29 protein-coding genes are annotated in these 26,033 nt (G+C 69.8%); 20 read left to right on the top strand and 9 right to left on the bottom strand.

The annotated features are described in order from the left end of the window. Positions 1 to 30: 30 nt before the first annotated feature. The 4 genes from LDL49_RS38575 to LDL49_RS38560 form a co-directional block, all read right to left on the bottom strand. Complete coding sequence (locus LDL49_RS38575) at positions 31 to 771, bottom strand: ABC transporter permease (protein ID WP_225299001.1); 741 nt, start codon at positions 769 to 771, stop codon at positions 31 to 33. Continuing rightward, complete coding sequence (locus tag LDL49_RS38570) at positions 768 to 1,658, bottom strand: ABC transporter ATP-binding protein (RefSeq protein ID WP_225298999.1); 891 nt, start codon at positions 1,656 to 1,658, stop codon at positions 768 to 770. Before LDL49_RS38570 ends, LDL49_RS38575 begins: the two co-directional genes overlap by 4 nt. An 80-nt stretch (positions 1,659 to 1,738) precedes the next feature. Then, positions 1,739 to 2,398: a response regulator gene (locus LDL49_RS38565; protein WP_225298997.1), complete on the bottom strand. Its 660-nt coding sequence runs from the start codon at positions 2,396 to 2,398 to the stop codon at positions 1,739 to 1,741. Continuing rightward, positions 2,395 to 3,573 (bottom strand): sensor histidine kinase, encoded by a 1,179-nt coding sequence (locus LDL49_RS38560; RefSeq protein WP_225298995.1) that lies wholly within the window; start codon positions 3,571 to 3,573, stop codon positions 2,395 to 2,397. Before LDL49_RS38560 ends, LDL49_RS38565 begins: the two co-directional genes overlap by 4 nt. Positions 3,574 to 3,709: 136 nt before the next feature. Between LDL49_RS38560 and LDL49_RS38555 the strand changes: the two genes are divergently transcribed. From LDL49_RS38555 to LDL49_RS38510, 10 genes are all read left to right on the top strand, one after another. Continuing rightward, positions 3,710 to 4,873, top strand: coding sequence for an acetoin utilization protein AcuC (locus LDL49_RS38555; RefSeq protein WP_225298993.1), 1,164 nt, complete (start codon positions 3,710 to 3,712; stop codon positions 4,871 to 4,873). An 8-nt stretch (positions 4,874 to 4,881) separates the two neighbouring features. After that, positions 4,882 to 5,664 (top strand): phosphatase, encoded by a 783-nt coding sequence (locus LDL49_RS38550; protein WP_225298991.1) that lies wholly within the window; start codon positions 4,882 to 4,884, stop codon positions 5,662 to 5,664. Positions 5,665 to 5,975: 311 nt separating this feature from the next. Beyond that, on the top strand, positions 5,976 to 6,179 hold the full coding sequence (locus tag LDL49_RS38545; RefSeq protein ID WP_026214222.1) for a helix-turn-helix domain-containing protein: 204 nt from the start codon (positions 5,976 to 5,978) through the stop codon (positions 6,177 to 6,179). Positions 6,180 to 6,356: 177 nt separating this feature from the next. Continuing rightward, positions 6,357 to 6,455, top strand: coding sequence for a 30S ribosomal protein bS22 (locus tag LDL49_RS38540; RefSeq protein WP_018654693.1), 99 nt, complete (start codon positions 6,357 to 6,359; stop codon positions 6,453 to 6,455). A gap of 22 nt (positions 6,456 to 6,477) precedes the next feature. Beyond that, the gene (locus LDL49_RS38535) at positions 6,478 to 7,473 is read left to right on the top strand and encodes an NAD-dependent epimerase/dehydratase family protein (RefSeq protein ID WP_225298989.1); all 996 of its coding nucleotides are present in this window, start codon (positions 6,478 to 6,480) and stop codon (positions 7,471 to 7,473) included. Then, entirely contained in the window at positions 7,470 to 8,366 is an 897-nt protein-coding gene (locus LDL49_RS38530; RefSeq protein ID WP_263656030.1) for a lysophospholipid acyltransferase family protein, read from the top strand. The genes LDL49_RS38535 and LDL49_RS38530 overlap by 4 nt, the downstream gene beginning before the upstream one ends. 106 nt (positions 8,367 to 8,472) lie before the next feature. Next, entirely contained in the window at positions 8,473 to 9,471 is a 999-nt protein-coding gene (locus LDL49_RS38525) for a HesA/MoeB/ThiF family protein (protein ID WP_225298987.1), read from the top strand. 51 nt (positions 9,472 to 9,522) lie between these two features. Further along, the gene (locus tag LDL49_RS38520; protein WP_225298985.1) at positions 9,523 to 10,317 is read left to right on the top strand and encodes an SDR family NAD(P)-dependent oxidoreductase; all 795 of its coding nucleotides are present in this window, start codon (positions 9,523 to 9,525) and stop codon (positions 10,315 to 10,317) included. A gap of 197 nt (positions 10,318 to 10,514) precedes the next feature. Beyond that, on the top strand, positions 10,515 to 11,096 hold the full coding sequence (locus LDL49_RS38515) for an RNA polymerase sigma factor (RefSeq protein ID WP_225298983.1): 582 nt from the start codon (positions 10,515 to 10,517) through the stop codon (positions 11,094 to 11,096). A 2-nt stretch (positions 11,097 to 11,098) separates the two neighbouring features. Then, positions 11,099 to 12,094, top strand: a complete 996-nt coding sequence (locus LDL49_RS38510; protein WP_225298981.1) for an LCP family protein — start codon at positions 11,099 to 11,101, stop codon at positions 12,092 to 12,094. A gap of 171 nt (positions 12,095 to 12,265) precedes the next feature. On the opposite strand, the gene LDL49_RS38505 is transcribed toward LDL49_RS38510, so the two are convergent. Beyond that, the gene (locus LDL49_RS38505; RefSeq protein WP_225298979.1) at positions 12,266 to 13,141 is read right to left on the bottom strand and encodes an HAD family hydrolase; all 876 of its coding nucleotides are present in this window, start codon (positions 13,139 to 13,141) and stop codon (positions 12,266 to 12,268) included. A gap of 130 nt (positions 13,142 to 13,271) precedes the next feature. Continuing rightward, positions 13,272 to 13,688 carry an IS200/IS605 family transposase gene (gene tnpA, locus LDL49_RS38500; RefSeq protein WP_225298976.1) on the bottom strand — a complete coding sequence of 139 codons (417 nt, stop codon included), beginning with the start codon at positions 13,686 to 13,688 and terminating at the stop codon, positions 13,272 to 13,274. Positions 13,689 to 13,758: 70 nt separating this feature from the next. On the opposite strand from tnpA, the gene LDL49_RS38495 reads away from it, so the two are divergent. Next, a complete protein-coding gene (locus tag LDL49_RS38495; RefSeq protein ID WP_225298974.1) occupies positions 13,759 to 14,736 on the top strand; it encodes an RNA-guided endonuclease InsQ/TnpB family protein in 978 nt (325 codons plus the stop codon). After that, the gene (locus tag LDL49_RS38490) at positions 14,729 to 14,932 is read left to right on the top strand and encodes a zinc ribbon domain-containing protein (RefSeq protein WP_225298972.1); all 204 of its coding nucleotides are present in this window, start codon (positions 14,729 to 14,731) and stop codon (positions 14,930 to 14,932) included. Before LDL49_RS38495 ends, LDL49_RS38490 begins: the two co-directional genes overlap by 8 nt. A 56-nt stretch (positions 14,933 to 14,988) precedes the next feature. Here LDL49_RS38490 and LDL49_RS38485 read toward each other — a convergent pair whose 3' ends face one another. Together LDL49_RS38485 and LDL49_RS38480 are read right to left on the bottom strand one after the other, a co-directional pair. Next, positions 14,989 to 15,621, bottom strand: a complete 633-nt coding sequence (locus LDL49_RS38485; RefSeq protein ID WP_225298970.1) for a DUF5667 domain-containing protein — start codon at positions 15,619 to 15,621, stop codon at positions 14,989 to 14,991. A 71-nt stretch (positions 15,622 to 15,692) separates the two neighbouring features. Beyond that, positions 15,693 to 16,331 (bottom strand): sigma-70 family RNA polymerase sigma factor, encoded by a 639-nt coding sequence (locus tag LDL49_RS38480; RefSeq protein ID WP_225298968.1) that lies wholly within the window; start codon positions 16,329 to 16,331, stop codon positions 15,693 to 15,695. Positions 16,332 to 16,509: 178 nt separating this feature from the next. Here LDL49_RS38480 and LDL49_RS38475 point away from each other — a divergent pair, with 178 nt between their 5' ends. Continuing rightward, a complete protein-coding gene (locus LDL49_RS38475) occupies positions 16,510 to 18,093 on the top strand; it encodes an antibiotic biosynthesis monooxygenase (protein WP_225298967.1) in 1,584 nt (527 codons plus the stop codon). A gap of 30 nt (positions 18,094 to 18,123) precedes the next feature. Here the strand turns inward: LDL49_RS38475 and LDL49_RS38470 are convergent, their stop codons facing one another. Beyond that, complete coding sequence (locus LDL49_RS38470) at positions 18,124 to 18,360, bottom strand: glutaredoxin family protein (protein ID WP_225298965.1); 237 nt, start codon at positions 18,358 to 18,360, stop codon at positions 18,124 to 18,126. A gap of 116 nt (positions 18,361 to 18,476) precedes the next feature. Here LDL49_RS38470 and LDL49_RS38465 point away from each other — a divergent pair, with 116 nt between their 5' ends. The 7 genes from LDL49_RS38465 (at position 18,477) to hemL (ending at position 25,935) form a co-directional block, all read left to right on the top strand. Then, a complete protein-coding gene (locus tag LDL49_RS38465) occupies positions 18,477 to 19,154 on the top strand; it encodes a redox-sensing transcriptional repressor Rex (RefSeq protein ID WP_225298963.1) in 678 nt (225 codons plus the stop codon). Continuing rightward, positions 19,151 to 20,407: a glutamyl-tRNA reductase gene (locus tag LDL49_RS38460; protein ID WP_225298962.1), complete on the top strand. Its 1,257-nt coding sequence runs from the start codon at positions 19,151 to 19,153 to the stop codon at positions 20,405 to 20,407. The genes LDL49_RS38465 and LDL49_RS38460 overlap by 4 nt, the downstream gene beginning before the upstream one ends. Further along, positions 20,404 to 21,309, top strand: coding sequence for a hydroxymethylbilane synthase (gene hemC, locus LDL49_RS38455; protein ID WP_225298960.1), 906 nt, complete (start codon positions 20,404 to 20,406; stop codon positions 21,307 to 21,309). The genes LDL49_RS38460 and hemC overlap by 4 nt, the downstream gene beginning before the upstream one ends. Then, positions 21,306 to 22,862: a bifunctional uroporphyrinogen-III C-methyltransferase/uroporphyrinogen-III synthase gene (locus LDL49_RS38450; protein WP_225298958.1), complete on the top strand. Its 1,557-nt coding sequence runs from the start codon at positions 21,306 to 21,308 to the stop codon at positions 22,860 to 22,862. The genes hemC and LDL49_RS38450 overlap by 4 nt, the downstream gene beginning before the upstream one ends. Continuing rightward, positions 22,859 to 23,842 carry a porphobilinogen synthase gene (gene hemB / locus LDL49_RS38445; RefSeq protein WP_225298956.1) on the top strand — a complete coding sequence of 328 codons (984 nt, stop codon included), beginning with the start codon at positions 22,859 to 22,861 and terminating at the stop codon, positions 23,840 to 23,842. The genes LDL49_RS38450 and hemB overlap by 4 nt, the downstream gene beginning before the upstream one ends. A 130-nt stretch (positions 23,843 to 23,972) precedes the next feature. Then, positions 23,973 to 24,602, top strand: coding sequence for a bifunctional DNA primase/polymerase (locus LDL49_RS38440; RefSeq protein ID WP_225298954.1), 630 nt, complete (start codon positions 23,973 to 23,975; stop codon positions 24,600 to 24,602). A 31-nt stretch (positions 24,603 to 24,633) separates the two neighbouring features. Continuing rightward, the gene (gene hemL, locus LDL49_RS38435) at positions 24,634 to 25,935 is read left to right on the top strand and encodes a glutamate-1-semialdehyde 2,1-aminomutase (protein WP_225298952.1); all 1,302 of its coding nucleotides are present in this window, start codon (positions 24,634 to 24,636) and stop codon (positions 25,933 to 25,935) included. The last annotated feature ends 98 nt before the right edge of the window (positions 25,936 to 26,033 follow it).

The following is a 26,033-nucleotide window of genomic DNA, read 5'->3' as shown; positions in this document are numbered from 1 at the left end:
ACGTGCTGAATGGCGCGCCCAGCGACGCGGTTACGCGTCGCGGCGCCGCATCAGCACGGCGCCCGCGATCACGGCGACCGCCACCCAGGCGAGGTAGACCGCGAACCCGCTCCACGGGCCCAGGGAGCCGCGGCTCTCGCCGGACACGACCAGCAGGCCGGCGTTCGTGGTGAAGTACTCGGCCACGGTCCTGCCCCACTGGCCCGGGAGCTGGCTCGCGACCGTGGGCAGCACCATGATCAGCGAGATGGCCGACACGATCGCGCCCGGCGTGTGCCTGATCAGCGTGCCCAGCCCCAGCCCGAACAGCCCGCACGCGGTCAGGTAGAGACCGGACCCGAGCGAAGCCCGCGCCACCTCTCCCATCTCGACGGACGGCGGCTGGGAGATCACCACGCCGACGCCCACCGCGCCGGCCGACGCGACCAGGCAGACGACCAGCGACACCGCGGCCAACACCACGATCTTGCCGGTCAGCAGGCGCATGCGCTGGGGCACGGCCATGAGCGAGGTGCGGATGCCGCCGGTGCGGTATTCGCTGGAGATCACCAGAACGCCCAGGGTGGCCATGGCGATCGAGGCCATCATCGCCCCGGTCAGGCTCGACACGATCACCTGCGAGCCCGGTACCGGCCCGTTGGCCATGTTCTTGGCCGCGACGCTGACGAGGGCGGAGAAGCCCAGCATCAGTACGGCGGTGACGGCCAGGGTCCACACCGTCGAGCGGACCGAGCGGATCTTGGTCCATTCGGAGCGGAAAACGTCGATCATGATGAGTACTCCAGGCTGTCCTTGGTGAGCTCCATGTAGGCCGCTTCGAGCGAGGGCTGGACGAGCGTCAGCTCCTCCAGCGGCAACCCGGCCCGCGCCGTGATCGTGCCGATCTCCAACGGTGTCACCCCGGTCACCCGCAGGTGATCGGCGTGCAGGTCACCGACCCTGATGAGATCGGCCACCTCGGCCAGGCGGGGCGAGCGCACCCGTACGTACGACTGAGAGCTGCGCCCGATGAACTCCGACATGCTCGTGTCGGCGATCAGCGCGCCCTTGCCGATCACCACCAGGTGGTCGGCCGTCTGCGCCATCTCGCTCATCAGGTGGCTGGAGACGAACACCGTGCGCCCCTCGGCCGCCAGCTTCCGCATGAACGTGCGGATCCACAGGATGCCGTCGGGGTCCAGCCCGTTGACGGGCTCGTCGAACAGCAGGATCTCCGGATCGCCCAGCAGCGCGGCGGCGATGCCGAGCCGCTGCGACATGCCGAGCGAGAACCCGCCGACCCGCCGCTTGGCCACCTTGGCCAGGCCGACCACCTCCAGCACCTCCTCCACCCTGCTCGCCGGGATGCCGTTGGTCTGCGCGATGGCCAGCAGATGGTTGCGGGCGCTGCGCCCGCCGTGCACGGCCTTGGCGTCGAGCAGCGCGCCGACCTTACGCAGTGGGTGCCGCAGCTCCCCGTACGGCCTGCCGTCCACGAGGACCGACCCGCCCGACGGGTGGTCCAGGCCGAGGATCATGCGCATCGTCGTCGACTTCCCGGCACCGTTGGGGCCCAGGAACCCGGTCACCTGGCCGGGTTCGACGTCGAAGGACAGGTCCGCGACGGCGACGGTGCCGCCGTAGCGCTTGCTCAGGTGCGTTGCCCGGATCGCGGTCATGACTCCAGCGTGGCCGTGCGGGAACGGGGTTTCTTCCTGCTGGAGGACCGTTCGCGGGCGCCGCCTCTGGGACCCTGCTCCTACTCTCCAGGGGTGATCAGCGCCGCCTCGTAGGCCACGATCACCGCCTGAGCCCGGTCCCGGACACCGATCTTGGCGAACAGGTTCGTCACGTGGTTCTTGACGGTCGAGGGGGAGACGTCCAGCTCCTCGGCGATCTCCGCGTTGGACCTGCCGCGGGCGATCAGGACGAGCGTCTCGCGCTCGCGCTCGGTCAGCCCGTCCAGCTTCGTGGGAGCCGCCCGGCCGCGCGGCCGCGACGCCCGTACGAACGTGCCGATCAGGCGGGTCAGCAGGCGCGGCGCCACGGCGGACTCGCCCCGGTGGACCACGCGGACGCCCTCGACCAGTTCCTCGGGGGAGACGTCCTTGGGCAGGAACCCGGCGGCGCCCGCCCGCAGGGCCGCCACCACGTTCTCGTCCAGGTCGAACGTGCTCAGCGCGAGCACCCGCACACCGGGCAACTCCGCGGTGATGCGTTCGGTCGCGCGTACCCCGTCCAGGCCCGGCATGTGCAGGTCCATGAGCACCACGTCCGGGCGCAGCCGCCCGCACAGCGCGACCGCCTCCGCGCCGTCGGCCGCCTGGCCCACCACGCGCATGTCCGGCTGGGCGTCGAGCATGAGCTGGAAGCCCTTGCGCACCAGCGCGTGGTCGTCGGCCAGCAGTACGGTGATCATGTCGTCTCCAGGGGAATGCGGGCGTGCACCAGGAAGCCTCCCTCCAGCCGGGGGCCCGTACGCAGCAGGCCGCCGCACAGCGCCACGCGCTCGGCCATCCCGTCCAGCCCGAACCCCGGGGCCGGGGCGGTCCGGCCGCCCGCCGCGGGCAGGCCGTCGTCGATGACCTCCACCTCGACCGCCTCGCTCTCGTACGCCAGGCGGACGCTGGCCCGCGCCCCCACGGTGTGCTTGCGGGTGTTGGTCAGCGCCTCCTGCACGATCCGGTAGACCGCGTGGTCGACGGCCGCCGGCAGCGTGACGGGCTCGCCGATCACGGTCAGGCTCGCCGGCAGCCCGGCGGTCGCGGCCTCCTGGACCAGCGCCGGCAGCCGGGCGGCGCCCACCCCGGTCGCGGCGTCGGCGCCCCCCTCGACCCTGAGCAGCCCGTCCGTGGTGAACACGCCGCCGGCTCCGACCGGGTCGTCGGCCCTGAGCACGTTGAGGAGCTGGCGCATCTCCGCCAGTGCCTGGCGCGCGGTCCGCTCCGCCCCGGCCAGGGCGTCATGGGCGACGGCCTCGCCCGGCGGCAGGGTGGCCCTGGCGCCGCCGACCAGCACGTTGATGACGCTGATGTGGTGGGCCACGACATCGTGTAGTTCCCTGGCGATGCGCCGCCGCTCGGCGCGGACCGCGCTCTCGGTGGCCTCCCGCTGGCCGCGCTCCCTGAGTTCGGCGCGGACTCTGACGAACTGGCCGACCACTATGGGGGCCAGCGGGTAGACCAACCCGGCTATCCAGGAACCGGGCACCGGCCTGGTCAGGTGGTTGGCCAGGCCGTAGACCACGCCCCCGCCGACGGCGGTGAGCGCGGCGGTCCTGCCCGGGGTGTAGCGTCCCACGCTGTAGAAGGCGATCGCCGAGGAGAGGTTGGCCGTCGTCAGGATGCCGGCGGCCGTGCCGAAGACGTCGCCGGCGGTCTCGATCGCGGCGACCGTGACGGGCCGGCTCCGCCGTAACAGCAGCGGGAACGTGCTGAGGATGAAGAGGACGGCGCCTTCGGCGACATCCGGGTAGCCCTGGAGCAGCACGGCGATCAGGCCGATGGTCGCGGCTCCGGAGAGCATGGCCACCAGGGTGATGTCGAAGACGCGCGGACGCTTGAAGAAGCGCCATGCGGCCGTGATGCGACGCATGAAGCGCATGATCCAACCCTATGCGGCACTTATTGAAAAGCGATGATATTTCCTGGGAACAGGCTCCGTCACCGTATGGACGCGGCCTGTTGACGCTGCGGTAACGTCGCTCCAAGGGCGAGGGACGGGAGCGGGAATGAGTTCTACGGCACGGGCCATCTGGGACGATGCTCTCACTTCCTACGATTTCGGGCCGAGCCATCCGCTGGCGCCTGTCAGGGTGGAGCTGACGATGGCGCTAGCCCGCGAGCTCGGCGTGCTGGACAAGATCGAGGTGGTCGGCTGTGTGCCCGCCACCGACGACGAGCTGGCCATGGTGCACCGGCGCGACTACATCGAGGCCGTCAAGCGCGTCTCCGCCTCCGGTGGGGCCGACCTGTCCGTGGGGCTCGGCACGTCCGACAATCCCGCCTTCAAGGGCGTACACGACGCCTCCGCGCTCATCGCCGGGGCGACGCTCGCGGCCGCCCGCGCGGTCTTCGAGGGCACGGCCGAGCACGCGGTCAACATCGCCGGCGGTCTGCACCACGCGATGGCCGGTAACGCCAGCGGCTTCTGCGTCTACAACGATCCGGCGCTGGCCATCGCCTGGCTGCTCGCGCAGGGGGTCGGCCGCATCGCCTACGTGGACGTCGACGTGCACCACGGCGACGGCGTGCAGGCGCTGTTCTACGACGACCCCCGGGTGCTGACGATCAGCCTGCACGAGAGCCCGCGCACGCTGTTCCCCGGCACCGGCTACCCGGGGGAGACGGGCGCGGAGGGCACGGCGGTCAACGTGGCGCTGCCCGCGGGCTGCGGAGACGAGGGCTGGCTGCGGGCCTTCGACTCGATCGTGCCGCCGCTGCTGCGCGAGTTCCGGCCGGAGATCCTGGTGACCCAGCACGGCTGCGACAGCCACGCGCTCGACCCGCTCGCCAACCTGATGCTCAGTCTCGACGGGCAGCGCACCGCCTATGCCGCCCTGCACCGGCTGGCGCACGAGACGGCCGGCGGCCGGTGGATCGCGACGGGCGGGGGCGGCTACGAGCTGGTCCAGGTGGTGCCGCGGGCCTGGACGCACCTGATCGCCGAGCTGTGCGGGCATCCGCTCGATCCGGCCACCCAGACACCCCCGGCCTGGCGGGCGTTCGTACGGGAGCGGACGGGTGAGACGGCCCCGCTGACCATGACAGATGGCAGAAATCCGGAATTTCGCTCCCTGTCTGGTGGTTATGACCCAGCAGACCCCATCGACCGTGCGGTCATGGCGACCCGAGAGGCGGTCTTCCCCCTGCACGGCCTCGACCCGATGCCTTAGGGAGAGCTGTGCTCAGCCGCGACCAACTCCGCGAACACCTGATCCGCACCCGGATCGCCGGCGAGGTCGCCACTTCGCGCGAGAACAATCTCGACCATTACAGCTCGGTGGCCAACCGCGATCCCTATTACCTGCTGGGGCTGACGCTCGAGCAGCCGTGGTCGTTCCGGGACGTCCTCGCGCAGATGGCCAAGTCGGCGGGCGTGCAGGCCGACGCGGGACACCGCTGGGGCCAGGACACCATCGACCCCGACCTGACGATCGACGCGCTCGACGCCATGGCCGACCGGATCGCCGGCGTGCTGTCGCGGGACAAGCCGCGGCTGCTGTTCGCCACCGGGCACCCCACCGGCCTGCTGGCCGTCCACCTGGAGCTCGCCCGGTTCGCCGTCGAGCGCGGGGCGACGCTGCTGACGCCGGCCGAGGGCTGGACCTACTCCGGGCGTGGTTTCGGACGCGCGCGTAAGATCCGCTACCTCCAGGACATCGCCATGCTCGACGACAAGGGCGGGTTCGTGCACACCCACGACTCCGCCCCGATGGAGCGGATGCTGACCGTGCTGGGCGAGGTCACGCCGGACCTCGTCATCGCCGACCACGGCTGGGCGGGAGCGGCCGGAGAGGCGGGTGTGCCGACAGTGGCGTTCGCCGACAGCAACGACCCCGGGCTCTTCCTCGGCGAGGCCGAGGGCAAGATCGACGTGGTCGTACCCCTGGATGACAATGTGCTACCGCGCTACTACGGGCCGCTGATCGCCCATCTGGTCACACGAGCCTCACAGGCCCTTTGAGTTCAATTCGGTCATCCCCATACCGTCTTTTCGCGCCTGCATTCCAAGAGGCTCGCAGTCCCTTTGCCAACTTTTGAGGGGGGCTGGGCGACTCTTATGTGTGACAAGTTGGACAGTTCCAACGTCCAGGCGAGGTGCTCAAGCCGGTGTTAACCAGCGAGTTTGCTGGTTTGGCTGACAGGTAGCTCCGTCAGCTGAGAAAATAGGGGGTTTGCGCTGTCGGAGTCCCGACTTACGCTGACGGCAGTACACGTGCGTGAGCAGTGGCACCAGTGGGGATAACCCGTAAACACGTGCGGAAGAGGCGTCCGATGGGTGCAGGCGAAAGACCTCTCAGTGAGGTGAAGTTCCTGACGGTGGCGGAAGTGGCCACGGTCATGCGGGTGTCCAAGATGACGGTGTACCGCCTGGTGCACTCTGGCGAGCTGCCGGCCATCCGAGTCGGCCGGTCGTTCAGGGTGCCCGAGCAGGCGGTCCACGACTATCTGCGGGAGGCCTACATCGAGGCAGGGTAGAACTTGAGGTAGCGGCGTATGCCACACGCCGTGAATGCCGTCGTGGGAGATGCCCGGCCGCCGCCGAGCGGCCGGGCTCACCCCCCAGGGGGCGATCCACAGCCGATCGCCGGTAGTCTGTGATCCGGTGTGCGCTCGCGCATCGGTTCAGATCTGCTATCAGTACCTGGGGGTCCCGTGGGCTCTGTGATCAAGAAGCGCCGCAAGCGGATGGCCAAGAAGAAGCACCGCAAGCTGCTCAAGAAGACGCGCATCCAGCGGCGCAACAAGAAGTAACAGACGCAGCTGCGAGGCGCTGATGACCCACACCGTGCTCGTCACCGGGGTCTCGCGCCACGTGGGCGCTCGGATGGCGAGCGTGCTCGCCGCCGACCCGGACATCAGTCGCGTCATCGGAGTGGACACCGTGCCGCCCCCCTCGCTGACGCGAGATGGCGGCATCTCCCTCGGCCGGACGGAGTTCGTCCGGGTCGATCTGCGCAGCCCCGACATCGCCCAGGTGATCGCGGCTGCCGACATCGACACCGTTGTGCACATGAGCCTGGTCAGCGCTCCGTCGCGGAGCGCGGGCAGGGCCGTGATGAAGGAGCACAACGTCATCGGCACCATGCAGTTGCTCGGTGCCTGCCAGCGGTCGGCGACCGTGCGGCGCGTGGTGGTCCGCTCGACCACCGCCGTCTACGGTTCGTCGCCACGGGATCCGGCGGTGTTCACAGAAGACCTGGAGCCGCACGACAGCCCCAGCCACGGCTACGCCAAGGACGCGGTCGAGGTGGAGGGCTACGTGCGCGGTTTCGCGCGCCGTCGGCCCGACATGACGGTCTCGCTGCTGCGCTTCGCCAACTTCATGGGTCCGGGCGTCGACTCGCCGCTCACCCGCTACTTCACCCAGCCGGTGCTGCCGACCGTGTTCGGCTTCGACCCGCGGTTGCAGTTCGTCCATGAGGACGACGCCGTCGAGGTGCTGCGGCGGATGGCGACCGAAGACCACCCCGGCACGTACAACGTGGCCGGGGCAGGCGTGTTGCTGCTGTCGCAGTGCGCGCGCCGGGCGGGGCGGCCGTCGCTGCCGCTGTTCGAGCCCGCCTTCCGCCTGCTGGGCGACGCCGCGCGCCGCGCCGGACTGGTCGACTACTCGCCCGAGCAGGTCCGGCTGATGAGCTACGGCCGGGCGGTCGACTGCTCCAGGCTGGAGAGCGAGCTGGGCTGGAAGCCCAAGTTCACCACCGGAGCGGCTTTCGACGACTTTCTGCTCTCGCGGGGGCTGCATCCGCTCGGAGGTGTGCGGCATTGAGCGTTCCGGACGACGAGGCCCGCGTGATCCCCATCAGCTCGGCGCCCTCCTTCGAGGAGCCGGAGCCCCTCGCCAGGCTGCTGGCCTTCATCCGCCGGCGCATCACCGGCGACTACGAGGTCGACGAGTTCGGCTATGACGCCGAGCTGACGGACAAGGTGCTGCTGGAGCTGATCAGGCCGCTCTACCACCACTGGTTCAGGGTCGAGACCGTCGATCTGAAGAACGTGCCCGAGGAGGGCGGCGCGCTGGTCGCGGCCAACCACTCCGGCACGCTGCCGGTCGACGCCCTGATGATGCAGGTGGCGCTGCACGACGAGGCGGACCGGCCGCTGCGGCTGCTCGGCGCCGACCTGGTCTACCAGCTCCCGATGCTCGCCCACCTGTCGCGCAAGACCGGCCACACGCTGGCCTGCCGCGAGGACGCCGACCGGCTGCTGCGCAAGGGCGAGCTCGTCGGGGTGTTCCCCGAGGGGTTCAAGGGCGTCGGCAAGCCGTTCTCCGAGCGCTACAAGCTGCAGCGTTTCGGCCGCGGCGGGTTCGTCGCGTCGGCGATCCGCGCCGGGGTGCCGATCCTGCCCACGGCCATCGTGGGCGCCGAGGAGATCTACCCCAAGATCGGCGACCTGCCGACGCTGGCCAGGCTGCTCGGCCTGCCCTATCTGCCGATCACCCCGCTCTTCCCGCTGCTCGGCCCGCTCGGCCTGGTGCCGCTGCCGTCGAAGTGGATGATCCAGTTCGGGGAGCCCATCCGTACCGACGAGTACGACGCGGCGGACGCCGACGATCCGGTGCTGGTGTTCCACCTCACCGATCACGTCCGCGAGGTCATCCAGCAGATGCTCAACGAGCTGAGGCTGCGCCGCGGCCCCGCCTTCCCGCCCTTTTTCTGAACTCAACAGAATCTTGACATGATCGGTCAAGCCATCAAGGATGGGGAAACCGAGCAAGGCAAGACGGCGGCTGGACACCCATGGGTTCGACACCTAGGGAGCGTGCATGAGACGGCTCGTCGACTCCGTGCTCGTCACGAACGCCGGCGACCAGGTGATCCTGTCGACCGGCTCACGTGACGGATTATCGCTGCGGGGCGACCTCGACCGCGTCGAGCAGGCGGTCACGCTGCTCCGGGACGGCGTCGACGACAGCGAGATCCACGCGGACCGGCTGCTGGCCGACCTGGTGGCGGCGCTGACGCACATGGGGTGGCTCACCTCGGAGCCGCCGCAGTCGCCGGCCGAGTCCATGGGCCGGCTCGCCCGCCAGCACGGTTATCTGACGCTGTTCGCCCCCGACGCGCGCGAGCTCCAGTCGCGCATCGCCGCCTGCTCGATCATGCTCCTCGGCGTGGGCGGCATCGGGGCGGTCGCGGCCCAGCACCTGGGCGCCGCCGGGGTCGGCCGCATCGTGGCCGTCGATCCCGACGTGGTCGAGCTGCACAACCTCAACAGGCAGCTGCCGTACACGACGAGGGACGTGGGCGTGCCCAAGGTCGACGCGCTCCGCGCGCGGCTGCTCGACTTCGCGCCGGAGACCGAGGTGGTGCCTGTACGGCGGCGCGTCGCCGGCGCGGCCGACCTCGACGGCCTGCCGCACGCGGACCTCGTCCTCCTCGGCGCCGACGAGCCCGCCGAGCTGGCCGACACGGTCTGGCGGTGGTGCCGCGAACGGGATGTGGCCATGAGCCGCGCGGCGGTCGCCCACGAGCACGGCCACTGGGGGCCGCTGCTGTCGCCCGGCAAGGGACACTGCCATCCCTGCTTCGAGCACGCCCGTGAGGCCGGGCTCTCGCGCGAGCGGCGGCTGGAGGGCGGGCACGGCCCCACGCCGTGGTCGTTCGGCGCCACCAACACGGTCATCGCGGCCTGGGCGGTGCACGACATCGTCCAGTACATCGCCACGTCCGAGTGCCCCACGCTCAACCGCCGCGCCCACCTCGACTTCGCCCACGGCGAGCTGCACTTCCTCGACGGTCCCCGCTGCACCTGCAACCAGTAGCGGGCTCCCGGTGTTCTCCGACCGAGACCACACCGGAAGCGAAGGAAAACCATGGATCTGCAACTCAACGGCCGCGTCGCCATCGTCACCGGGGCGTCCAAGGGCATCGGCCTGGCCGTGACCAAGACCCTGATCGAGGAGGGCGCCCACGTCGTCGCGGCCTCCAGGACCCGCACCCCCGAGCTGCCCGACCAGGCGGTGCACGTGCCGGTCGACCTGATGGACCCCCAGGCGCCCGCCGAGGTGGTCGCCCACGCGGTCGAGGCGTTCGGGCGGCTGGACATCCTGGTCAACAACGCCGGTGGCCCGCCGCCCGGCGTGACGCTGCCGCACGCCGGATTCATGACCTCGGACGACGCCACCTGGCGGTCGATGTTCGAGTTCAACCTGTTCTCGGCCATCCGGATGATCCGCTCCGCCGTACCGGTGATGCTGGAGGGTGGCGGCGGCGCGATCGTCAACGTCTCCTCCGTCAGCGCCCGGCAGCCTTCGATGGTGAACATGGACTACGGCGCGGCCAAGTCGGCCCTCACCTTCGTCAGTAAGGCGGTCGACGAGGAGTACGGGCCGCAGGGCATCCGGGTCAACACCGTCTCTCCCGGGCCGGTTCTCACCCCTTGGTGGACCGACGAGGGCGGCGCGGCGGACGTCTTCGCGGGCATGGTCGGCTCTGACAGGGACAATGTGATCACCAAGGTGGCCCCGGAGATGATGAAGCTGACGACCGGCCGCCTGGTCACCCCGCAGGAGGTCGCCGACGCGATCGCGCTCCTGGTCTCGCCCCGCTCCGGCAGTACGGCGGGCGCCGATCTGGTGATCGACGGAGGCTGCGTCAAGGAGGTGTAAGCGGCTTGCAGTGGCCCGCTTGACGCGGACCGCTGTAAGCGCAAACTCCGCAGCTTGCAGCGGCCCGCTGAACGCGGACCGCTGTAAGCGCAAACTCCGCAGCTTGCAGCGGCCCGCTGAACGCGGACCGCTGTGAACCTGATCGGCGGGTTGTGGTGATACATCCCTGACCGACTTCCCCCCGCAGAAGGGCGGAGATGATCACGCAACCCGCCACCAGGGGTGCGGACGCCGACCTCGTGAACGCTTCGTTGACCGATCCTGAAGTGTTCGCCGAGCTCTTCGACCGCTACTCCGCCATGCTCTACAGGTACGTCTCCAAACGGCTGGGCCCCGAGCCGGCCGAAGACATCGTCGGCGAGACGTTCCTGGTCGCCTTCTCCCGCAGGAAGAGCTACGACCTGGGCTATCCGGACGCCAGGCCGTGGCTCTTCGGCATCCTGACCAAGCTCGTCTCCCGGCACTACCGCACCGAGGCGGCCCGCTACCGCGCCCTTCAGCGCGCCCCTGTCGACGCCGACGTGGAGTCCCCGGCCGACCGTGTGGCCGCCGGGGTGACCGCGCAGGCGTCGCGCCCCGAGCTGGCCAGCGCGCTGGCCGCCCTGCCCGCCAAGGACCGCGACGTACTCCTGCTGATCGCGTGGGGCGATCTGACGTACGACGAGGTCGCGCAGGCGCTCGGCATCCCGATCGGCACCGTACGCTCCCGCCTCAACAGGGGCAGGCGGAAGGTACGCGCGGCGCTCGGCGACACCAACCCGATGCTTGAGGAGGAGTGACGATGGACGACCTGAGGATGCTCCGCGACCTCGGCAGGGAGCTCGAACACCAGCCTCCGGCGACCCTGGTCCGCCAGCGGCAGCGCCTGCTCCAGGCCAGACCGCGGCGCAGGCGGCTGACGTGGCTGCTGACCGGCCTCGTCGCGGTGGCCACGATGGCGACGGTGGCCACGGTCGCCGTGCCCACGCTGATGCTGGCCGGCCGCCAGACCGTTCCTCCGCCGGCGGGGGTCCGTCCGGCCAATGCGAGCGGCGTGCTGAACGTGCTCCTGGTCGGCAGCGACAACCGGGAGGGTTTGAGCAAGTTCAACGGGGGAGCCCGCTCCGACACCCTCCTGCTGCTGCATCTGCCGGCCGACCGGACGAAGGTCACGATCGTCTCCTTCCCCAGGGATTCGATGGTGCAGATCCCCGCCTGCGGGTCCCGGCCGGCCAGGAAAGACATGATCAACTCGGCGTTCCACGCCGGCGGTCTCGCCTGTTCGGTGAAGACGGTCGAGACGCTGACCAAGGTGCGCGTCGACCACATGATGGAGGTCGGGTTCTCCGGAGTGGAGGCCATCGTCGACGCCCTCGGCGGGGTCGAGGTCACGGTGCCGAGGGCGGTGGACGACAAGAAGGCGAAGCTGAAGCTCCCGGCGGGCAAGCAGGTGCTCAATGGCAAGCAGGCGCTGGGCTACCTCCGGCTGCGCTACTACGGCGACGGGTCGGACATCCAGCGCATCAAGCGCCAGCAGGGGCTCATGATGTCGATGCTGAAGAAGGCCAAGCAGCGGCTTAAGGATCCGGCGGCCTTGCGGGACTTCCTCACCACGGCCAGCAAGTCGATCAAGACCGACCCGGAGTTCGACCTCGACACCATGCTCGGTATCGCCGGCACGCTGGAGAAGAGCAAGATGACCTTCGTCACGGTCCCCTGGCGGCCCGATCCGGATGACCCGAACCGGATCGTGTGGGCGCAACCGGCGGCGGAGCGGCTCTTCGCCGGGCTGCGGTAGTTCCCCCTGGGGGGCCGTCCACATGACGTCTCGATCCGTGTGACGGTGCGTGGTGGGCTGAGGTCCTTAGGGAGATACCCCCTCCGGGGGAGAGGAAGCAGCCGGTCCGTTGTGGCTGGGGCCCTAATGAGGGAGGGATTCCCCCCGGGAGAGCGGGGGAGGGCCGGGCGGCTACTGCGTTGAGCGGTAGTGCCTGCGGAGGGCGATGCCGGCGGCGATGCCGCCGGCCACCGCGCCGACGCCCGCGGCGATCGGCAGGGCGGTCAGTGTCGCCTTTCTGCCGGTGCGGAAGTCCTTGATCGGCCAGTCGTGCTTCTTGGCGTGCTCGCGCAGCTCGCTGTCCGGGTTGATGGCCACCGGCTGGCCGACCAGCGACAGCATGGGCAGGTCGTTGGCCGAGTCACTGTAGGCGGTGCACCGGCTGAGGTCGAGGCCCTCTCTGCGGGCCAGTGCCCGCACCGCCTCGGCCTTGGCCGGGCCGTGCAGCAGGTCGCCGACCAGCCGCCCGGTGTAGATGCCGTCGGTGGTCTCGGCCACGGTGCCGAGCGCGCCGGTCAGGCCGAGGCGCTGGGCGATGACCCTGGCCAGCTCGACCGGTGTGGCCGTGACCAGCCAGACCCGCTGGCCGCGGTCGAGGTGGCTCTGCGCGAGCGCCCGGGTGCCGCCCCAGATGCGGTCGGACATGACCTCGTCGTAGATCTCCTCGCCCAGCCGGATCACGTCGTCGACCTTCGCGCCCGCGACGAACGCCAGCGCGGTCTCGCGGGCCACCGCGATGTGCTCGGGGTTCTCGTTGCCGCGCAGCCGGAAGACCGCCTGGCCGACGGCGAACTTGAACAGGTCGGAGGTGGTGAACAGGCCGCGCGTCGCCAGGCCCCTGGCGAAGTGGTAGATGGAGGCGCCGCGCATCATCGTGTTGTCGACGTCGAAGAAGGCGGCCGCCTCCTGGTCGGGCTCCGTAGGGGTCACCGTCACCGCGGCCGCCGCTGCGGCCTCGCCGGCGATCTCCGCCTCCACCTCGCGCCGTCGTCGCATTAGCCGCCACATGCGCCTCAGCTTACCGAAGGTCCGCTGAAAGCCTCGGCCTTCAGTTCGGGGCCGGGGATGAATGCGGTCCTGTCAGATGGCCCGCCTGAGGCGGGCCAGCCCCGGGGTGCGTACGCCGACTCAGAAGCGGTCAGGTGGGGCGGCGCTGTTGTTCGATATAGGCCTTGATGATGGTGAGTGGGGCTCCGCCGCAGGAGGCGGCGAAGTAGGAGGGCGACCAGAAGGGGCCGTGCATGATGGCCTGGTCGACCCGGCCCGGGAACTCCTTGCGCAGGTAAAGGGATGAGACGCCCTTCAGCGAGTTGACGAGTTTGGAGACCGCCATCTTCGGGGGGTAGTGGACGAGGAGGTGGACGTGGTCGTCTTCGCCGTTGAACTCGCGTAGTTCGGCCTCGAAGCTGTCGCACACCTCGATCATGATGTCCTCGCAGCGTCGCAGCATCTCGTCGTTGAACACGCCTCGCCGCTGTTTGGTCACGAAGACCAGATGGACGTGCATCGCGGAAAACATATGTCTACCTCGCCGATATTCCACTTCCTGACTCATAGACCGGATGATAGTGTGTTCGAGTCGATGGCAGGTGAGTTTCGCACAGGCAAGGGGGTGCTCCCTCGTGTTGGCGGGTCGCAGGTACCGGCTGGAGTTCGACTTCGGGCAACAGATGTTCGCCGAGCGGCTGGGCGGGATCTGCCGCAGCGTGTGGAACACCGGCCTCGAACAGCGCCGCGAATACCGGCGGCGAGGCGCCTACCTCAGCTACGAGGAGCAGTGCGCACAACTCGCCGAGGCGAAGAAGGACCCCTACTGCGACTGGCTCGCCGACGCCCCCGCCCAGGTCATCCAGCAGACGCTGAAGGACCTGGACCAGGCGTGCCGACAGCACGGCACCTGGAAGGTGCGTTGGAAGTCGCGGACGAAGTGGAAGCCGTCGTTTCGGTTCCCCACCGCGAAACACATCTCCGTCGAGCGGATCAAGGGCGGGTGGGGCCGGGTGTTCCTGCCGAAATTCGGGTGGGTGAGGTTCCGGATGTCGCGCCCGCTGGGCGGGGCGGTGAAGTCCGCGACCGTCTCTCGTGATGGCAGGCGGTGGTTCATCTCGTTCCTGGTGGAGGACGGCCTGGCTCAAGTTGAACACCACCTCCATCCCGACCGGCGGGCCGGGGTAGACCGGGGTGTGGTCACGGCTGCGGTCACCTCCGACGGGGAGTTCTTCGATCGCCGCCACGCCGGAACCGGCAGCTTGTCCAGCCTGGTGCCACCCCCTGAGCGCAAACAGGACAGGCAGCCCGATCTGGGGTTCCTCACTCCGGGCGAGGCGGAACGCTATCTGCGGCTCCAGCGGCGGCTTGCCCGGTCGAAGAAGGGCTCCCGGCAGCGTGAACGTGTCGTCGCGGCGATGGGCGATATGATGCGCCGCGTCCGGTGGCGTCGCGCGGATTTCAACGCCCAGACCGCGCACCGCCTCACCCACCGCTACGCCATCGTGGTCCTGGAGAACCTCAACATCGACGGTATGACCACCAGCGTGCGGCCCAAGCCCGACTCCGGCCAGGTGGGCCGATACCCCGGCACCTGCCTGTGGGAAGGTGGATGAGAAGAGCCGCGAGAGCCAAGCGGTCTTCTCCTGCACCGCCTGCGGGCACACCGAGCACGCCGACATCGTCGGGGCGAAGAACACGTTGGCCAGATATCGGGCGGCCGGGCTGGTCGTTCCAGGGCGTGGAGACCCATCCGGGTCCGGGAAGCGTCAAGCACCCCGTTCCACAGCACGAGCCGCGCAAGCGGCATGAGCTGCCGCGTAAGCGGCACGGGAACCTCCGTCCTTTTAGAGCGGAGAGCAGGTCAACTAGCGCGGGGCCACAAGCCCGTCTATGTAGTCGAGGTAGCCTGTCGCCTTGTCTTGTTGGTCCCCGTCCAGCCGTTCGAGCATCGGCTCGACCATGTTCTTCTGGTCGCGCGCGAACCGGTTGATCTTCGGTGAGCGCGGCTCGGCCCGCTCCAGCCGCCTGATGCCGGACCGGGTCGACTCCTCCATCTCCTTGAGCGTCTTGGTGACCAGCGGCCCGTCGCCGGACGAGCCGAGCAGCTGGGCGACCTCGGCCGCCCGGGTCTTGGCCGAGACCAGCTCGCGCTCGGCCCGCTGTACGTCGTCGGTGCTGAGCCGGACCAGCGTGCTCTCCGCGGCGCGCTTGAGCGGGTAGAGCGTGTCGCCGGGCAGCGCGTGGTAGGTGGCGAACGCCGACAGCATCATGGCCGCCGCCAGGCCGAACGTGGCGACCTGGGAGAGCCAGGAGAGCCGCCCCGGACGGCGACGGGAGCGGCGGGCCGGCCGTACGGACTCGGGGAGGGGCTGTGCGGACAGGAGCTCGGCGCGGAGACGTTCGCGGAAGGCGGCGGCCGGACCCCCGCCCAGCGGGAGCCGTCGCAGCTCTGTGAGGTGATCGAGCACGCGCTCGCGCGATCTGCGCGCCCTACCCATGACAGCTCCTCGACGCCCCCGCGAAAAGATCCGATCGTGACACCTGCCTAACGACACGTCGCTGGTGGAGGTTACGCCAGGTCGTGCTTGAGAGCCCTGGCCAGGGCCCGGATCGCTCGGAACTGCAGGGCTTTGATCGCTCCACTCTTCTTCCCCATGATCAACGCGGTCTCGGCGAGCGACAGGCCGTGCAGGAACCGCAGGACCACGCATTCCTGCTGCTCGGGGTTCAGATCTTGGACGGCGCGGAGCACCCGGTCGTTGATGATGGCCGTGACGACGGCGTTCTCCGGGATGTGCGGGCCGTCGAGCGGGACGTCGATCACCTCTCCGGTCGGGATCTCCAGGCGATAGCGGCCGGACTTGAAGTGGTCGGTGACCAGGTTCCGGGCGATGGTCACCAGCCAGGCGCCGAAGTCACGGCCCTGCCAAGTGAAGTCGGTGATCCGGCGAAGCGCACGGAGGAAGGTCTCGCTGGTGAGATCCTCGGCCAGCGGATGCGAGCCCACGCGGAAGTAGATATAGCGATAGACAAGATCCACGTATCGGTCATAGAGCGTGCCAAAGGCATCCGAGTCTCCGGTCTTGGCATGCAGTACCAGCATGCGGAGGTCATCGGGAATCTCTTCGCGCACGGCAAGCTCGCTCGTCCGGGCGGGACCAGCGACCGCTGGTGGGAGCAGCCCGGCGAACGGCCACGAGTCAGGCATCCGGTATCCCTAGGGGTAAGGGGTGCGGCGTGCTCGAACACTCTAGAAATCAACCGGAAATTCCACAATCCGCTTCGCGAAGGCATTGCTAGCCGTAATCGGCCGATACCGTGTGGACCGACCCGTTCCCTCTTCGGCTACCGGCTGGGAGGCATAGTCCGGCAGCATTGGAGTCACCATGGAGATCCTCGTTGCTGTCCTAGCCTTTGTCGGTGCCCTCCTCGCCGCGATCGGCGCAGTCGCCCTGGTCCGGCGCCTGCGCGATGAGGTCGAGGGGTGGTTGATCGCCTGGACCGTTTCAGCCGTCGCGCTCTGCCTGGCGCTCGGTGCGATCGGCGTCGGCTACCTGATGGGGTTCGGGGACGTCACCTTCAAGGTCTACCAACTGACCGGATCCCTCCTCGCGCCCTTCTGGCTGGCCATCGGACTGATTCAACTCCTGTCGGAGAAGGTGCCGCCGAAATTCGTCGCCTGGCTGTTCGGGATCGCGTTCACCGTCGTCGCCGTGGTGGTGCTCATCTTCGACCCGGTGAGCGGAGGCAGCGAGATGGGCAAGGTGCTCCCCGCGGCCGAGGGCCACTGGGACGTCATCCCCCGCTACCTGCTGATCGGCGCACACTCCATCGCCGGGCTGATCATGCTGGCGGCCGTGGTGATCGCGGCGCTGCGCTGGCGCAACGGTGACGAGCTCGACACCGACAACCTGCACGCGGTCATGGTCATCGCGCCTTCGGGCATCGCGATCATCGGGGCGATGAGGTTCGCGGTGCCGGGCGTCTTCGCCACCGCGCTGTTCGTGGTGGCCGCCGCGGGCATCTGGTACGCCGTGCTCCGCCCCCTGGCGCCGTACGAGGACGACGACGAGGACGACGAGTTCGAGGGCCAGCGCGGCGAGCGGTCCGGCGAGCGGTCGGCCGAGCGGTCCTCCCACGGCCGCCGGGCCATGCGGGATCGGGACCCCTTCCCCCAGCCGGACTCCTTCCCCCACTCGGAGCCGTTCCTCCCGTCGGACTCCTTCCCTCGGTCGGGGCCCTTCCCCCAGCCGCTCGCCGACATGCCGATGCAGGGGCCGCCCCAGCAACAGCAGCAGCCGCCTCCAGGCCAGCCCCGCAGGTCCGGCCTGGGCGATCTGGTGGCCGAATACCGGGCGGGCGACCAGCCGGTCGACTACGCCGCCCGGATGGCGCCGCCGCCCGACCAGGGCCCCTCGACCGGTTACATCATGAACGGCGGGCACGGCGCCGGGCCGCAGACCGGTCCCCAGGACTTCGGGATGCCCGCCACGGGCGCGGGCTACCCGGGGGGCGAGTTGTTCTCCACCGGTTCCCGCGCGGCCCAGCAGCCTCCTCAGGGCCAGCCTCCGCAGGCCCAGCCCGCGCGGACGCCGGTCCCGCAGGCCCAGCCACAGCAGCAGGCGGCCTCCAGCAGGCCCTCACCGAGCATCTACGGCATGCTGACCGTCTTCACCCTCATGGACGGCTCGGGCGAGGCGTTCGACCGCCTGGCGGAGCTCACCGTCGAGGCCGTCCGCCGGGGCGAGCCCGACACGCTCATCTACGCCTGCCACGCGGTCAAGTCGGCCCCGCTGCAGCGCATCGTCTACGAGCTCTACCGCGACGAGGTGGCCTACCGCGACCACCAGCGCCAGCCGCACGTCGAGCGGTTCGTCAACGAGCGCCAGGCCATGGTGCTGGCCACCAACATCATCGAGCTGAACGTCAACGCCGCCAAGGTCGTGCCGCTCCCGACCGCGATGTTCTAGTCACTCAACGTTCTAGCTGCTCAAGGCATGCTAGGCACTCAGCGCGGCGCGCAGCCGGTCTTCGGAGACCCGCCAGAAGTCGTGCTGGACTCCGTCGACCAGAGTGACCGGGATCATCTCCCAGTATTTCTCCCGCAACTCCTCGGAGGAGTCGATGTCGACCTCCTCCCACGGCACACCCAGGTCTCCCGCCACGCGGGAGACGACCTCGCGCGCGTCGTCGCAGAGGTGGCAGCCCGGCCTGCCGAGCAGCGTGATGCGGTGCATGCACCCAACCGTATCGTGCCGACTTTGTGCATCGCTTCACAAAGGGATTAACCTGAAAGGCGGTTCGATTTCATTCACGCGGCCGGCAGGCCGCTCGTCCCCTGGAGCTCCGGCACGTGAAGAGCCCGTCCCAGTCCCGTGACCGCGGGATCCCCGAGGCAACGGTCGCCCGGCTCCCGTTGTACCTGCGGGCGTTGAACGGGATGGCCGAACGCGGTGTCGCGACCGTCAGCTCCGAGGACCTGGCCATGGCCGCGGGAGTCAACTCCGCGAAGCTCCGCAAGGACCTGTCCCATCTCGGCTCGTACGGCACGCGAGGCGTCGGCTACGACGTCGAATACCTCGTCTACCAGATCTCCCGCGAGCTGGGCCTGACCCAGGACTGGGCCGTGGCCATCGTCGGAGTGGGTAATCTGGGCCGGGCACTGGCCAATTACGGTGGTTTCGTCTCCAGGGGCTTCCGTGTGGCCGGGCTTCTCGACGCCGACCCCGAAGTCGTGGGCGACGATATAGCGGGGTTGAATGTTGAGCACATAGACGTCCTGGAAGCCGTCATCGAACGGCGTGGAGTCTCGATCGTGGTTCTGGCGACACCCGCGGTAGCGGCGCAGGAAGTCTGCGATCGTGTGGTGGCGGCCGGGGTCACCAGCATCCTGAACTTCGCGCCCGTGGTGCTTTCTGTACCAGATGGCGTGGATGTCCGTAAAGTCGACCTATCAATAGAACTGCAGATCCTTGCGTTCCATGAGCAGCGCAAAGCAGGGGGGCCACTTATGGCCGTGGACAGTCAATGAGTCTTCTCACCATCGGACTCAGCCACCGGACAGCTCCGGTGGCCATGCTCGAGCGCGTATCCGTGTCAGGCGAGGCGCTCGTCAAGCTCCTGCACGACGTGCAGCAGGACGTGTGCGTCGCGGAGGCCATGGTGGTCTCGACGTGCAACAGAGTAGAGATCTACGCGGCCGTCGACCGTTTCCACGGCGCCGTCACCGCGATCAGCCGCCTGCTGGGCGTCCACTCGGGCGTCCCCGTGGAAGAGCTGCAGCCGCACCTCTACGTCCACTACGAAGACCAGGCCGTCGAGCACCTGTTCGCGATGGCCTGTGGCCTTGACTCGATGGTCGTGGGCGAAGGGCAGATCCTCGGCCAGGTTCGCCGGGCGCTCACGCTGGCGCAGAAGCAGGGCACGATCGGCGCCACCCTCAACGAGCTGGTGCAGCAGGCGCTGCGGGTCGGCAAGCGCGCCCACGCCGACACCGACATCGACAAGGCGGGCGCCTCCCTCGTCACCGCCGGACTGGCGCTGGCCGGCGACCTCGCCGGGCGCCGGGCGCTGGTGGTCGGCGCGGGCTCGATGAGCTCGCTGGCCGCCACCACGCTGGCCCGCGCCGGCGTGACCGACATCGTGGTGGCCAACCGCACCTTCGAACGCGGCGTACGCCTGGCGGCGTCCGTAGGTGGCAGGGCGGTGGAGTTCGCCGCGGTTCCCCGAGAGCTCGCGGCGGCCGACATCGTCATCTCCTGCACGGGCGGCGGCCGGCACGTCATCACCCCCGACATCGTTCCCTCAGGCGCGTTCCTGCTGGACCTGGCGCTGCCGCACGACATCGACCCTGCCGTGCGCGAGGTGCCGGGCGTCACGCTGGTCGACCTGGAGACCATCCAGGAATCGGGCATAGGCTCAAGGGAGGGCGACACCGTCGACTCGGTGCGCAGGCTCGTCGCCGAGGAGCTGGCCGCCTTCCTCAGCGCCGAGCGGGCCGCCAAGGTCACTCCGACCGTGGTGGCGCTGCGCAGCAAGGCGGCGACCGTGGTCGAGGCCGAGCTGGGCCGGCTCCTGATGCGCATGCCCCAGCTCGACGGCAAGGCCAGGGACGAGGTGGCGCAGACTGTGCAGCGGGTCGTCGACAAGCTGCTCCACGAGCCCACTGTGCGTGTCAAACAGCTCGCCACCAGCCCGGGAGGCGATCATTATGCCGAAGCGCTGCGCGAGTTGTTCGACCTGGATCCGAAGATGCCCGAAGCCGTGAGGGAGGTGGAGTTGTGACACTGCGCTTGGGCACCCGGCGCAGCCTGATGGCGACCACGCAGTCGCAGATGGTCGCCGACTCCTACACCGACCTGACCGGCCGCGCGATCGAGCTGGTCGGCGTCACCACGTTCGGTGACGTGACCAAGGCTCAGGTGGCGCAGCTGGGTGGCACGGGCGTGTGGGTCAGCGCGCTGCGTGACAAGCTGATCGAGGGCGAGATCGACTTCGCCGTCCATTCGCTGAAAGACCTGCCGACCAAGCCGGACCCGCGGGTGACGCTGGCCGCCATCCTGGCCCGGCACGATCACCGCGACGCGCTGGTCGGCCCGGCGAAGTTCGCCGACCTGCCCACCGGGGCCAGGGTCGGCACCGGCTCGCTGCGCCGGATCGCCATGCTCAGGGCGCTGCGCCCCGATCTCGAGTACGTCCCGATCCGCGGCAACGCCGACACCCGGATCGGCAAGATCGCCGCCGGCGAGGTAGACGCGGTCGTGCTCGCCTCGGCGGGCCTGACCAGGATCCGCAGGGACACCGAGATCGCGCAGATCTTCGAGATCGAGGAGCTGCTGCCCGCCCCCGGGCAGGGCGCCCTGGCCGTGGAGTGCCTCTCCGACCGCGCCGACCTGATCTCCTTCCTCGGTGTGCTCGACGACCCGCGGACGCGCTCCGCGGTGACGGCCGAGCGCACTGTCCTGTCCGCCCTCGAGGCCGGCTGCTCATCCCCCGTGGGTGCCTTCGCCGTCGATGACGGGCAGACCCTGAACCTCACCGCCATGGTCGTCTCTCTCGACGGCCAGCAGGCGGTGCGCAAGTCCGCCGCCGGCTCTCCTTCCGAGTCTGTGAAACTCGGCCAGCTCCTCGCGGCCGAGATGATCTCCGAAGGGGCCGACAGATTGATGGGGGAGCAATCCCGTTGAGCTCCGATAGTCCAACCTCCGGTTTCCTCGCGTTCGTGGGCGCGGGCCCCGGCGATCCGAACCTCCTCACGCTCCGCGGCGCCGAACTGCTCGCCAAGGCCGACGCGGTCGCCCTCGACGAGGAGCTGTTCGGCTCATACCTGCGCCACTGCCGCGAAGGCGTGGAGATCGCGTCCGGCGACCTCGTCAAGCGCGCCAAGGCTGGGCAGTTCGTCGTACGCCTGTGCGAGGGCGACCCGATGCTGTTCTCCTCGATCGCCCGTTCGATCGAGGAGGAGGTCGCGGCCTGCGCCGCGGCGGAGGTGGACTTCGAGATCGTGCCCGGCGTGCCGCCCGCGACCGCGGTGCTCACCTACGCGGGCATCCCGCCGGCGGCCGACGTGCCGGAGTTCCGGATCGTCGACGCCGCGCACGAGCAGGACTGGGCCGCCCACGCCGCCTGCCAGGGCACGCTGGTCATCTACAACGGCCTCGCCGGGGCCGTCGCGATCGGCAAGGCGCTGGTGGCCGGTGGCAAGTCCGACAGCACGCCCGTGGCGGTCAGCAGCGGCGGCACCACGACCGAGCAGTACACCGTCGTCTCGACGCTGGCCAGGCTGCAGGCCGACATCAAGCACGCGGGCTTCACCGAGCCCGCGCTGATCGTCGTCGGTGACGCGGTCGGGCAGCGCGACAAGCTGTCGTGGTTCGAGACCAAGCCGCTGTTCGGCTGGCGGGTGCTGGTGCCACGTACCAAGGAGCAGTCCGAGAGGCTGTCCGAGCAGCTCACCTCCTACGGCGCCGTGCCGGAAGAGGTGCCGACCATCTCCGTCGAGCCGCCGCGCACGCCGCAGCAGATGGACCGCGCGATCAAGGGCCTGGTCACCGGGCGCTACGAGTGGGTGGCCTTCACCAGCTCCAACGCGGTCAAGGCGGTGCGCGAGAAGTTCGAGGAGTACGGCCTCGACGCCCGCGCCTTCGCCGGGCTGAAGGTGGCCGCCGTGGGCGACGCCACCGCGCGGGCGCTGGTCGAGTTCGGCGTCAAGCCCGACCTGCTGCCCTCGGGCGAGCAGTCGTCGGAGGGCCTGGTGGCCGAGTGGCCGCCGTACGACTCGATGCTCGACCCGATCAACCGGGTGCTCCTGCCGCGGGCCGACATTTCCACAGATACCCTCGTGGCCGGCCTGACAGAGCTAGGCTGGGAGTGCGACGACGTCACGGCCTACCGCACCGTACGAGCCGCACCGCCCCCCGCCCCGATCCGCGAGGCGATCAAGGGCGGCGGGTTCGACGCGGTGCTCTTCACCTCCTCCTCGACCGTGCGCAACCTCGTGGGCATCGCCGGCAAGCCGCACAACGTCACCGTGATCGCGGTGATCGGGCCGCAGACCGCGAAGACCGCCGAGGAGTTCGGGCTGCGCGTCGACGTCATGGCCGACCGGCCCTCGGCGTCCGCCCTGGCCGCCGCGCTGGCCGCGTACGGCGCGAAGCAACGCCAGGCGGCCCTCGCCGCCGGCGACAGCCCACGCCGGCCGTCGCAGAACCGCAGAGGCGCCAGAAGGAGAGCCAAATGAGTGCTGACTACCCGGTCGCCCGGCCGCGCAGGCTCCGCCGCAGCCCCGCGATCCGGCGCATGGTGGCGGGCACCAGGCTGCACCCCGCGGACCTGATCCTGCCGCTGTTCGTCAAGGAGGGCATCGACCAGCCGCAGCCGGTCGCCTCGATGCCCGGCGTGTTCCAGCACACCCGCGACTCGCTGCGCAAGGCCGCCCACGAGGCCGCCGACGCCGGGGTGTCCGGGGTGATCCTGTTCGGCATCCCCGCCGTCAAGGACGCTCGGGGCTCGGCGGCCGACGACCCCGAGGGCATCCTGCAGGTCGCACTGCGCGACGTGAGCGCCGAGGTGGGCGACGCGGTGGTGGTCATGGCCGACACCTGCCTCGACGAGTTCACCGACCACGGCCACTGCGGCGTGCTGACCCCGTCCGGCGACGTCGACAACGACGCGACGCTGGAGCGCTACGCGTCGATCGCGGTCGCCCAGGCCAGGGCCGGATCCCAGATGATCGCGCCGAGCGGCATGATGGACGGCCAGGTCGGGGCCATCAGGGCGGCGCTCGACGCCGACGGCTTCGCTGACCTGCCGATCCTCGCCTACACCGCCAAGTACGCCTCAGCCCTCTTCGGCCCCTTCCGCGACGCCGCCGAGTGCGCGCCGCAGTTCGGCGACCGCAGCACCCACCAGCAGGACCCGGCCGGGCCGCTGGGGGACGCGATGCGCGAGGTACGCCTCGACCTCGCCGAGGGCGCCGACGCCGTCATGGTCAAGCCCGCGATGGCCTATCTGGACGTCATCAGCCGCTTCCGCGACGAGGTCGACGTGCCGGTGGCGGCCTACCAGGTGAGCGGCGAGTACGCGATGATCGAGGCCGCCGCGGCCAACGGCTGGATCGACCGCGACCGGATGATCATGGAATCGCTGGTCTCGATCAAGCGCGCGGGCGCCGACCTGATCCTGACGTACTGGGCCACCGAGGTGGCGCGCCGCCTGTGAACCAGGGGGTTTGCCGTTGATCACTGAGCCGTGTGCGTTAGAGTGCGATAACAAGTGCTGGTGTGTCCCGCGTGTGCTTTGCAGCCAGGAGCCGGGGCCTCTTCAGGCACTTGGATCGACGGGAGACACCATGGTGGGGGTACCACTCGCTCGGCGTACCAAGAAACGGCCGCGCCCGACACGGATCGACTCCGTCCTGGGCTATGCCGCTCTCGGCTGGCCGAGCGTGCCGGGTGCCCATCCGCTGCGTCAGGGCGCCCGCTCCTGCTCCTGTGACCGGCTCGGCTGTCCCGATCCGGGCGCGCATCCGCTGTCTCCCGCTTGGCACCTGCAGGCCACGACGGACGCCACCCAGCTCACCCGCTGGTGGCGGATGGACCCCGACGCCAATGTGATTCTGCCCACCGGCCGTGTGTTCGACGTCTTCGACGTACCGCTCGACACGGGCCTGTCGGCCCTCACCCGGATCGACGGCGCCTCGGCGCACTCGGGCCCGGTCGCCGCCAACGGCGACCGGGTTCTGTTCTATGTGGCCACGCGCGGCAATCCCGACGACGAGGACGAGTGGTGGTCCTGCCAGCTCGACTGCGAGCCCGGCACCATCGAGGACAATCCGGGCCTGCGCTGGCACTGCCGCGACAGTTACGTCCTGGCCCCGCCCTCCACGCTGCCCACCGGGCAGCCCGTCTCCTGGCTGCGCCCGCCGGACGGCCGTCCGCTGCCCGATCCGCTGCGCATCCTCGACTGGCTCGCCGACTAGACCGCCGTGGCCCAGGACTAACCTGGAGCGCGTGAGCCGTACACAGAACTCCGAGGACCTGTTCGCCCGCGCCCGCGCCATCGTGCCGGGTGGCGTCAACTCCCCGGTCCGCGCGTTCGGCGCGGTCGGCGGCACGCCGCGCTTCATGGCCTCCGGGCAGGGCCCCTATCTCACCGACGTCGACGGCAACCGCTACGTCGACCTGGTCTGCTCGTGGGGCCCGATGATCCTCGGTCACCGCCACCCCGCCGTCATCGAGGCCGTCTCGTCGGCGCTCTCCCACAGCCTCTCGTACGGCACCGCCACACCGGGCGAGGTCGAGCTGGCCGAGGAGATCGTCGCCAGGGTGGCGCCCGTGGACAAGCTCCGCCTGGTCAGCTCGGGCACCGAGGCGACCATGAGCGCGGTGCGGCTGGCCCGCGGGTTCACCGGGCGGTCGAAGGTGGTCAAGTTCGCCGGGTGCTACCACGGTCACGTGGATGCGCTGCTGGCCTCTGCGGGGTCGGGCGTGGTCACGTTCGGGCTGCCCGACACCCCGGGCGTGACGGGGGCATCGGCGGCCGACACCATCGTGCTGCCGTACAACGACATCAGCGCGGTGGAGCAGGCGTTCGCCTCACCTGAGAACATCGGGCTGATCGCCTGTGTCATCACCGAGGCGTGCCCGGCCAACATGGGCGTGGTGCCGCCGCTCGACGGGTTCAACGCCCGCCTGCGCGAGCTGTGCACGGCCAACGGGACGCTGCTGATCATCGACGAGGTGCTGACGGGCTTCCGGGTCTCGCCCTCGGGCTGGTACGGGCTGGACCCGGTCGACGCCGACCTGATGACCTTCGGCAAGGTCATGGGCGGCGGGTTGCCGGCGGCGGCCTTCGGCGGGCGGGCCGACGTCATGTCCTGCCTGGCGCCGGAGGGGCCGGTCTACCAGGCGGGCACGCTGTCGGGAAACCCGCTGGCGTGCGCCGCCGGACTGGCCACGCTACGGGCGCTCGACGCCGGCTCCTACGCCAAGGTGGACGCGGCGGCGCTGGCGGTCGGCCAGGCCGCATCCGACGCCCTCGCCGCGGCGGGTGTGCCGCACCGGTTGCAGCGGGCGGGGAGCCTGTTCTCGGTGTTCTTCACGGATGCGCCGGTGACGGACTTCGACGGGGCGCGGGCCCAGAACACCGCGGCGTACACCGCCTTCTTCCACGCGATGCTGGATCGCGGGGTCTACCTGCCGCCGTCCGCGTACGAGGCCTGGTTCCTCTCGGCCGCTCACGACGACGAGGCGCTCGACCGGATCGCCGACGCCCTGCCGGCAGCCGCCAAGGCTGCCGCGGCGGTCCTCTGATCGGTTACTTGGCGGCCGGCTTCTGGTAGCGGACGCGCTGCTCCCGAGCCTGCTCGGCGAGGGTCTTGAGGTAGGAGATGGTGGTCGTCTGCTGCTTC

The organism is Nonomuraea aurantiaca (assembly GCF_020215705.1).
Taxonomy (GTDB): domain Bacteria; phylum Actinomycetota; class Actinomycetes; order Streptosporangiales; family Streptosporangiaceae; genus Nonomuraea; species Nonomuraea aurantiaca.
The sequence above is the reverse complement of the archived record's forward strand: the minus strand, read 5'-3'. Positions and strand labels throughout refer to the sequence as shown.

Bases quoted from the DNA above. Each gene is read 5' to 3' on its own strand.
- LDL49_RS38565 (WP_225298997.1), bottom strand. From the start codon at position 2,398: ATGATCACCGTACTGCTGGCCGACGACCACGCGCTGGTGCGCAAGGGC.
- LDL49_RS38485 (WP_225298970.1), bottom strand. From the start codon at position 15,621: ATGGGTAGGGCGCGCAGATCGCGCGAGCGCGTGCTCGATCACCTCACA.
- LDL49_RS38475 (WP_225298967.1), top strand. From the start codon at position 16,510: ATGGAGATCCTCGTTGCTGTCCTAGCCTTTGTCGGTGCCCTCCTCGCC.
- LDL49_RS38545 (WP_026214222.1), top strand. From the start codon at position 5,976: ATGGGTGCAGGCGAAAGACCTCTCAGTGAGGTGAAGTTCCTGACGGTG.
- hemB (WP_225298956.1), top strand. From the start codon at position 22,859: ATGAGTGCTGACTACCCGGTCGCCCGGCCGCGCAGGCTCCGCCGCAGC.
- LDL49_RS38510 (WP_225298981.1), top strand. From the start codon at position 11,099: ATGGACGACCTGAGGATGCTCCGCGACCTCGGCAGGGAGCTCGAACAC.
- LDL49_RS38440 (WP_225298954.1), top strand. From the start codon at position 23,973: ATGGTGGGGGTACCACTCGCTCGGCGTACCAAGAAACGGCCGCGCCCG.
- LDL49_RS38520 (WP_225298985.1), top strand. From the start codon at position 9,523: ATGGATCTGCAACTCAACGGCCGCGTCGCCATCGTCACCGGGGCGTCC.
- LDL49_RS38515 (WP_225298983.1), top strand. From the start codon at position 10,515: ATGATCACGCAACCCGCCACCAGGGGTGCGGACGCCGACCTCGTGAAC.
- LDL49_RS38560 (WP_225298995.1), bottom strand. From the start codon at position 3,573: ATGCGTCGCATCACGGCCGCATGGCGCTTCTTCAAGCGTCCGCGCGTC.
- LDL49_RS38570 (WP_225298999.1), bottom strand. From the start codon at position 1,658: ATGACCGCGATCCGGGCAACGCACCTGAGCAAGCGCTACGGCGGCACC.
- LDL49_RS38460 (WP_225298962.1), top strand. From the start codon at position 19,151: ATGAGTCTTCTCACCATCGGACTCAGCCACCGGACAGCTCCGGTGGCC.
- tnpA (WP_225298976.1), bottom strand. From the start codon at position 13,688: ATGAGTCAGGAAGTGGAATATCGGCGAGGTAGACATATGTTTTCCGCG.
- LDL49_RS38505 (WP_225298979.1), bottom strand. From the start codon at position 13,141: ATGTGGCGGCTAATGCGACGACGGCGCGAGGTGGAGGCGGAGATCGCC.
- LDL49_RS38525 (WP_225298987.1), top strand. From the start codon at position 8,473: ATGAGACGGCTCGTCGACTCCGTGCTCGTCACGAACGCCGGCGACCAG.
- LDL49_RS38555 (WP_225298993.1), top strand. From the start codon at position 3,710: ATGAGTTCTACGGCACGGGCCATCTGGGACGATGCTCTCACTTCCTAC.
- LDL49_RS38535 (WP_225298989.1), top strand. From the start codon at position 6,478: ATGACCCACACCGTGCTCGTCACCGGGGTCTCGCGCCACGTGGGCGCT.
- LDL49_RS38575 (WP_225299001.1), bottom strand. From the start codon at position 771: ATGATCGACGTTTTCCGCTCCGAATGGACCAAGATCCGCTCGGTCCGC.
- LDL49_RS38480 (WP_225298968.1), bottom strand. From the start codon at position 16,331: ATGCCTGACTCGTGGCCGTTCGCCGGGCTGCTCCCACCAGCGGTCGCT.
- LDL49_RS38470 (WP_225298965.1), bottom strand. From the start codon at position 18,360: ATGCACCGCATCACGCTGCTCGGCAGGCCGGGCTGCCACCTCTGCGAC.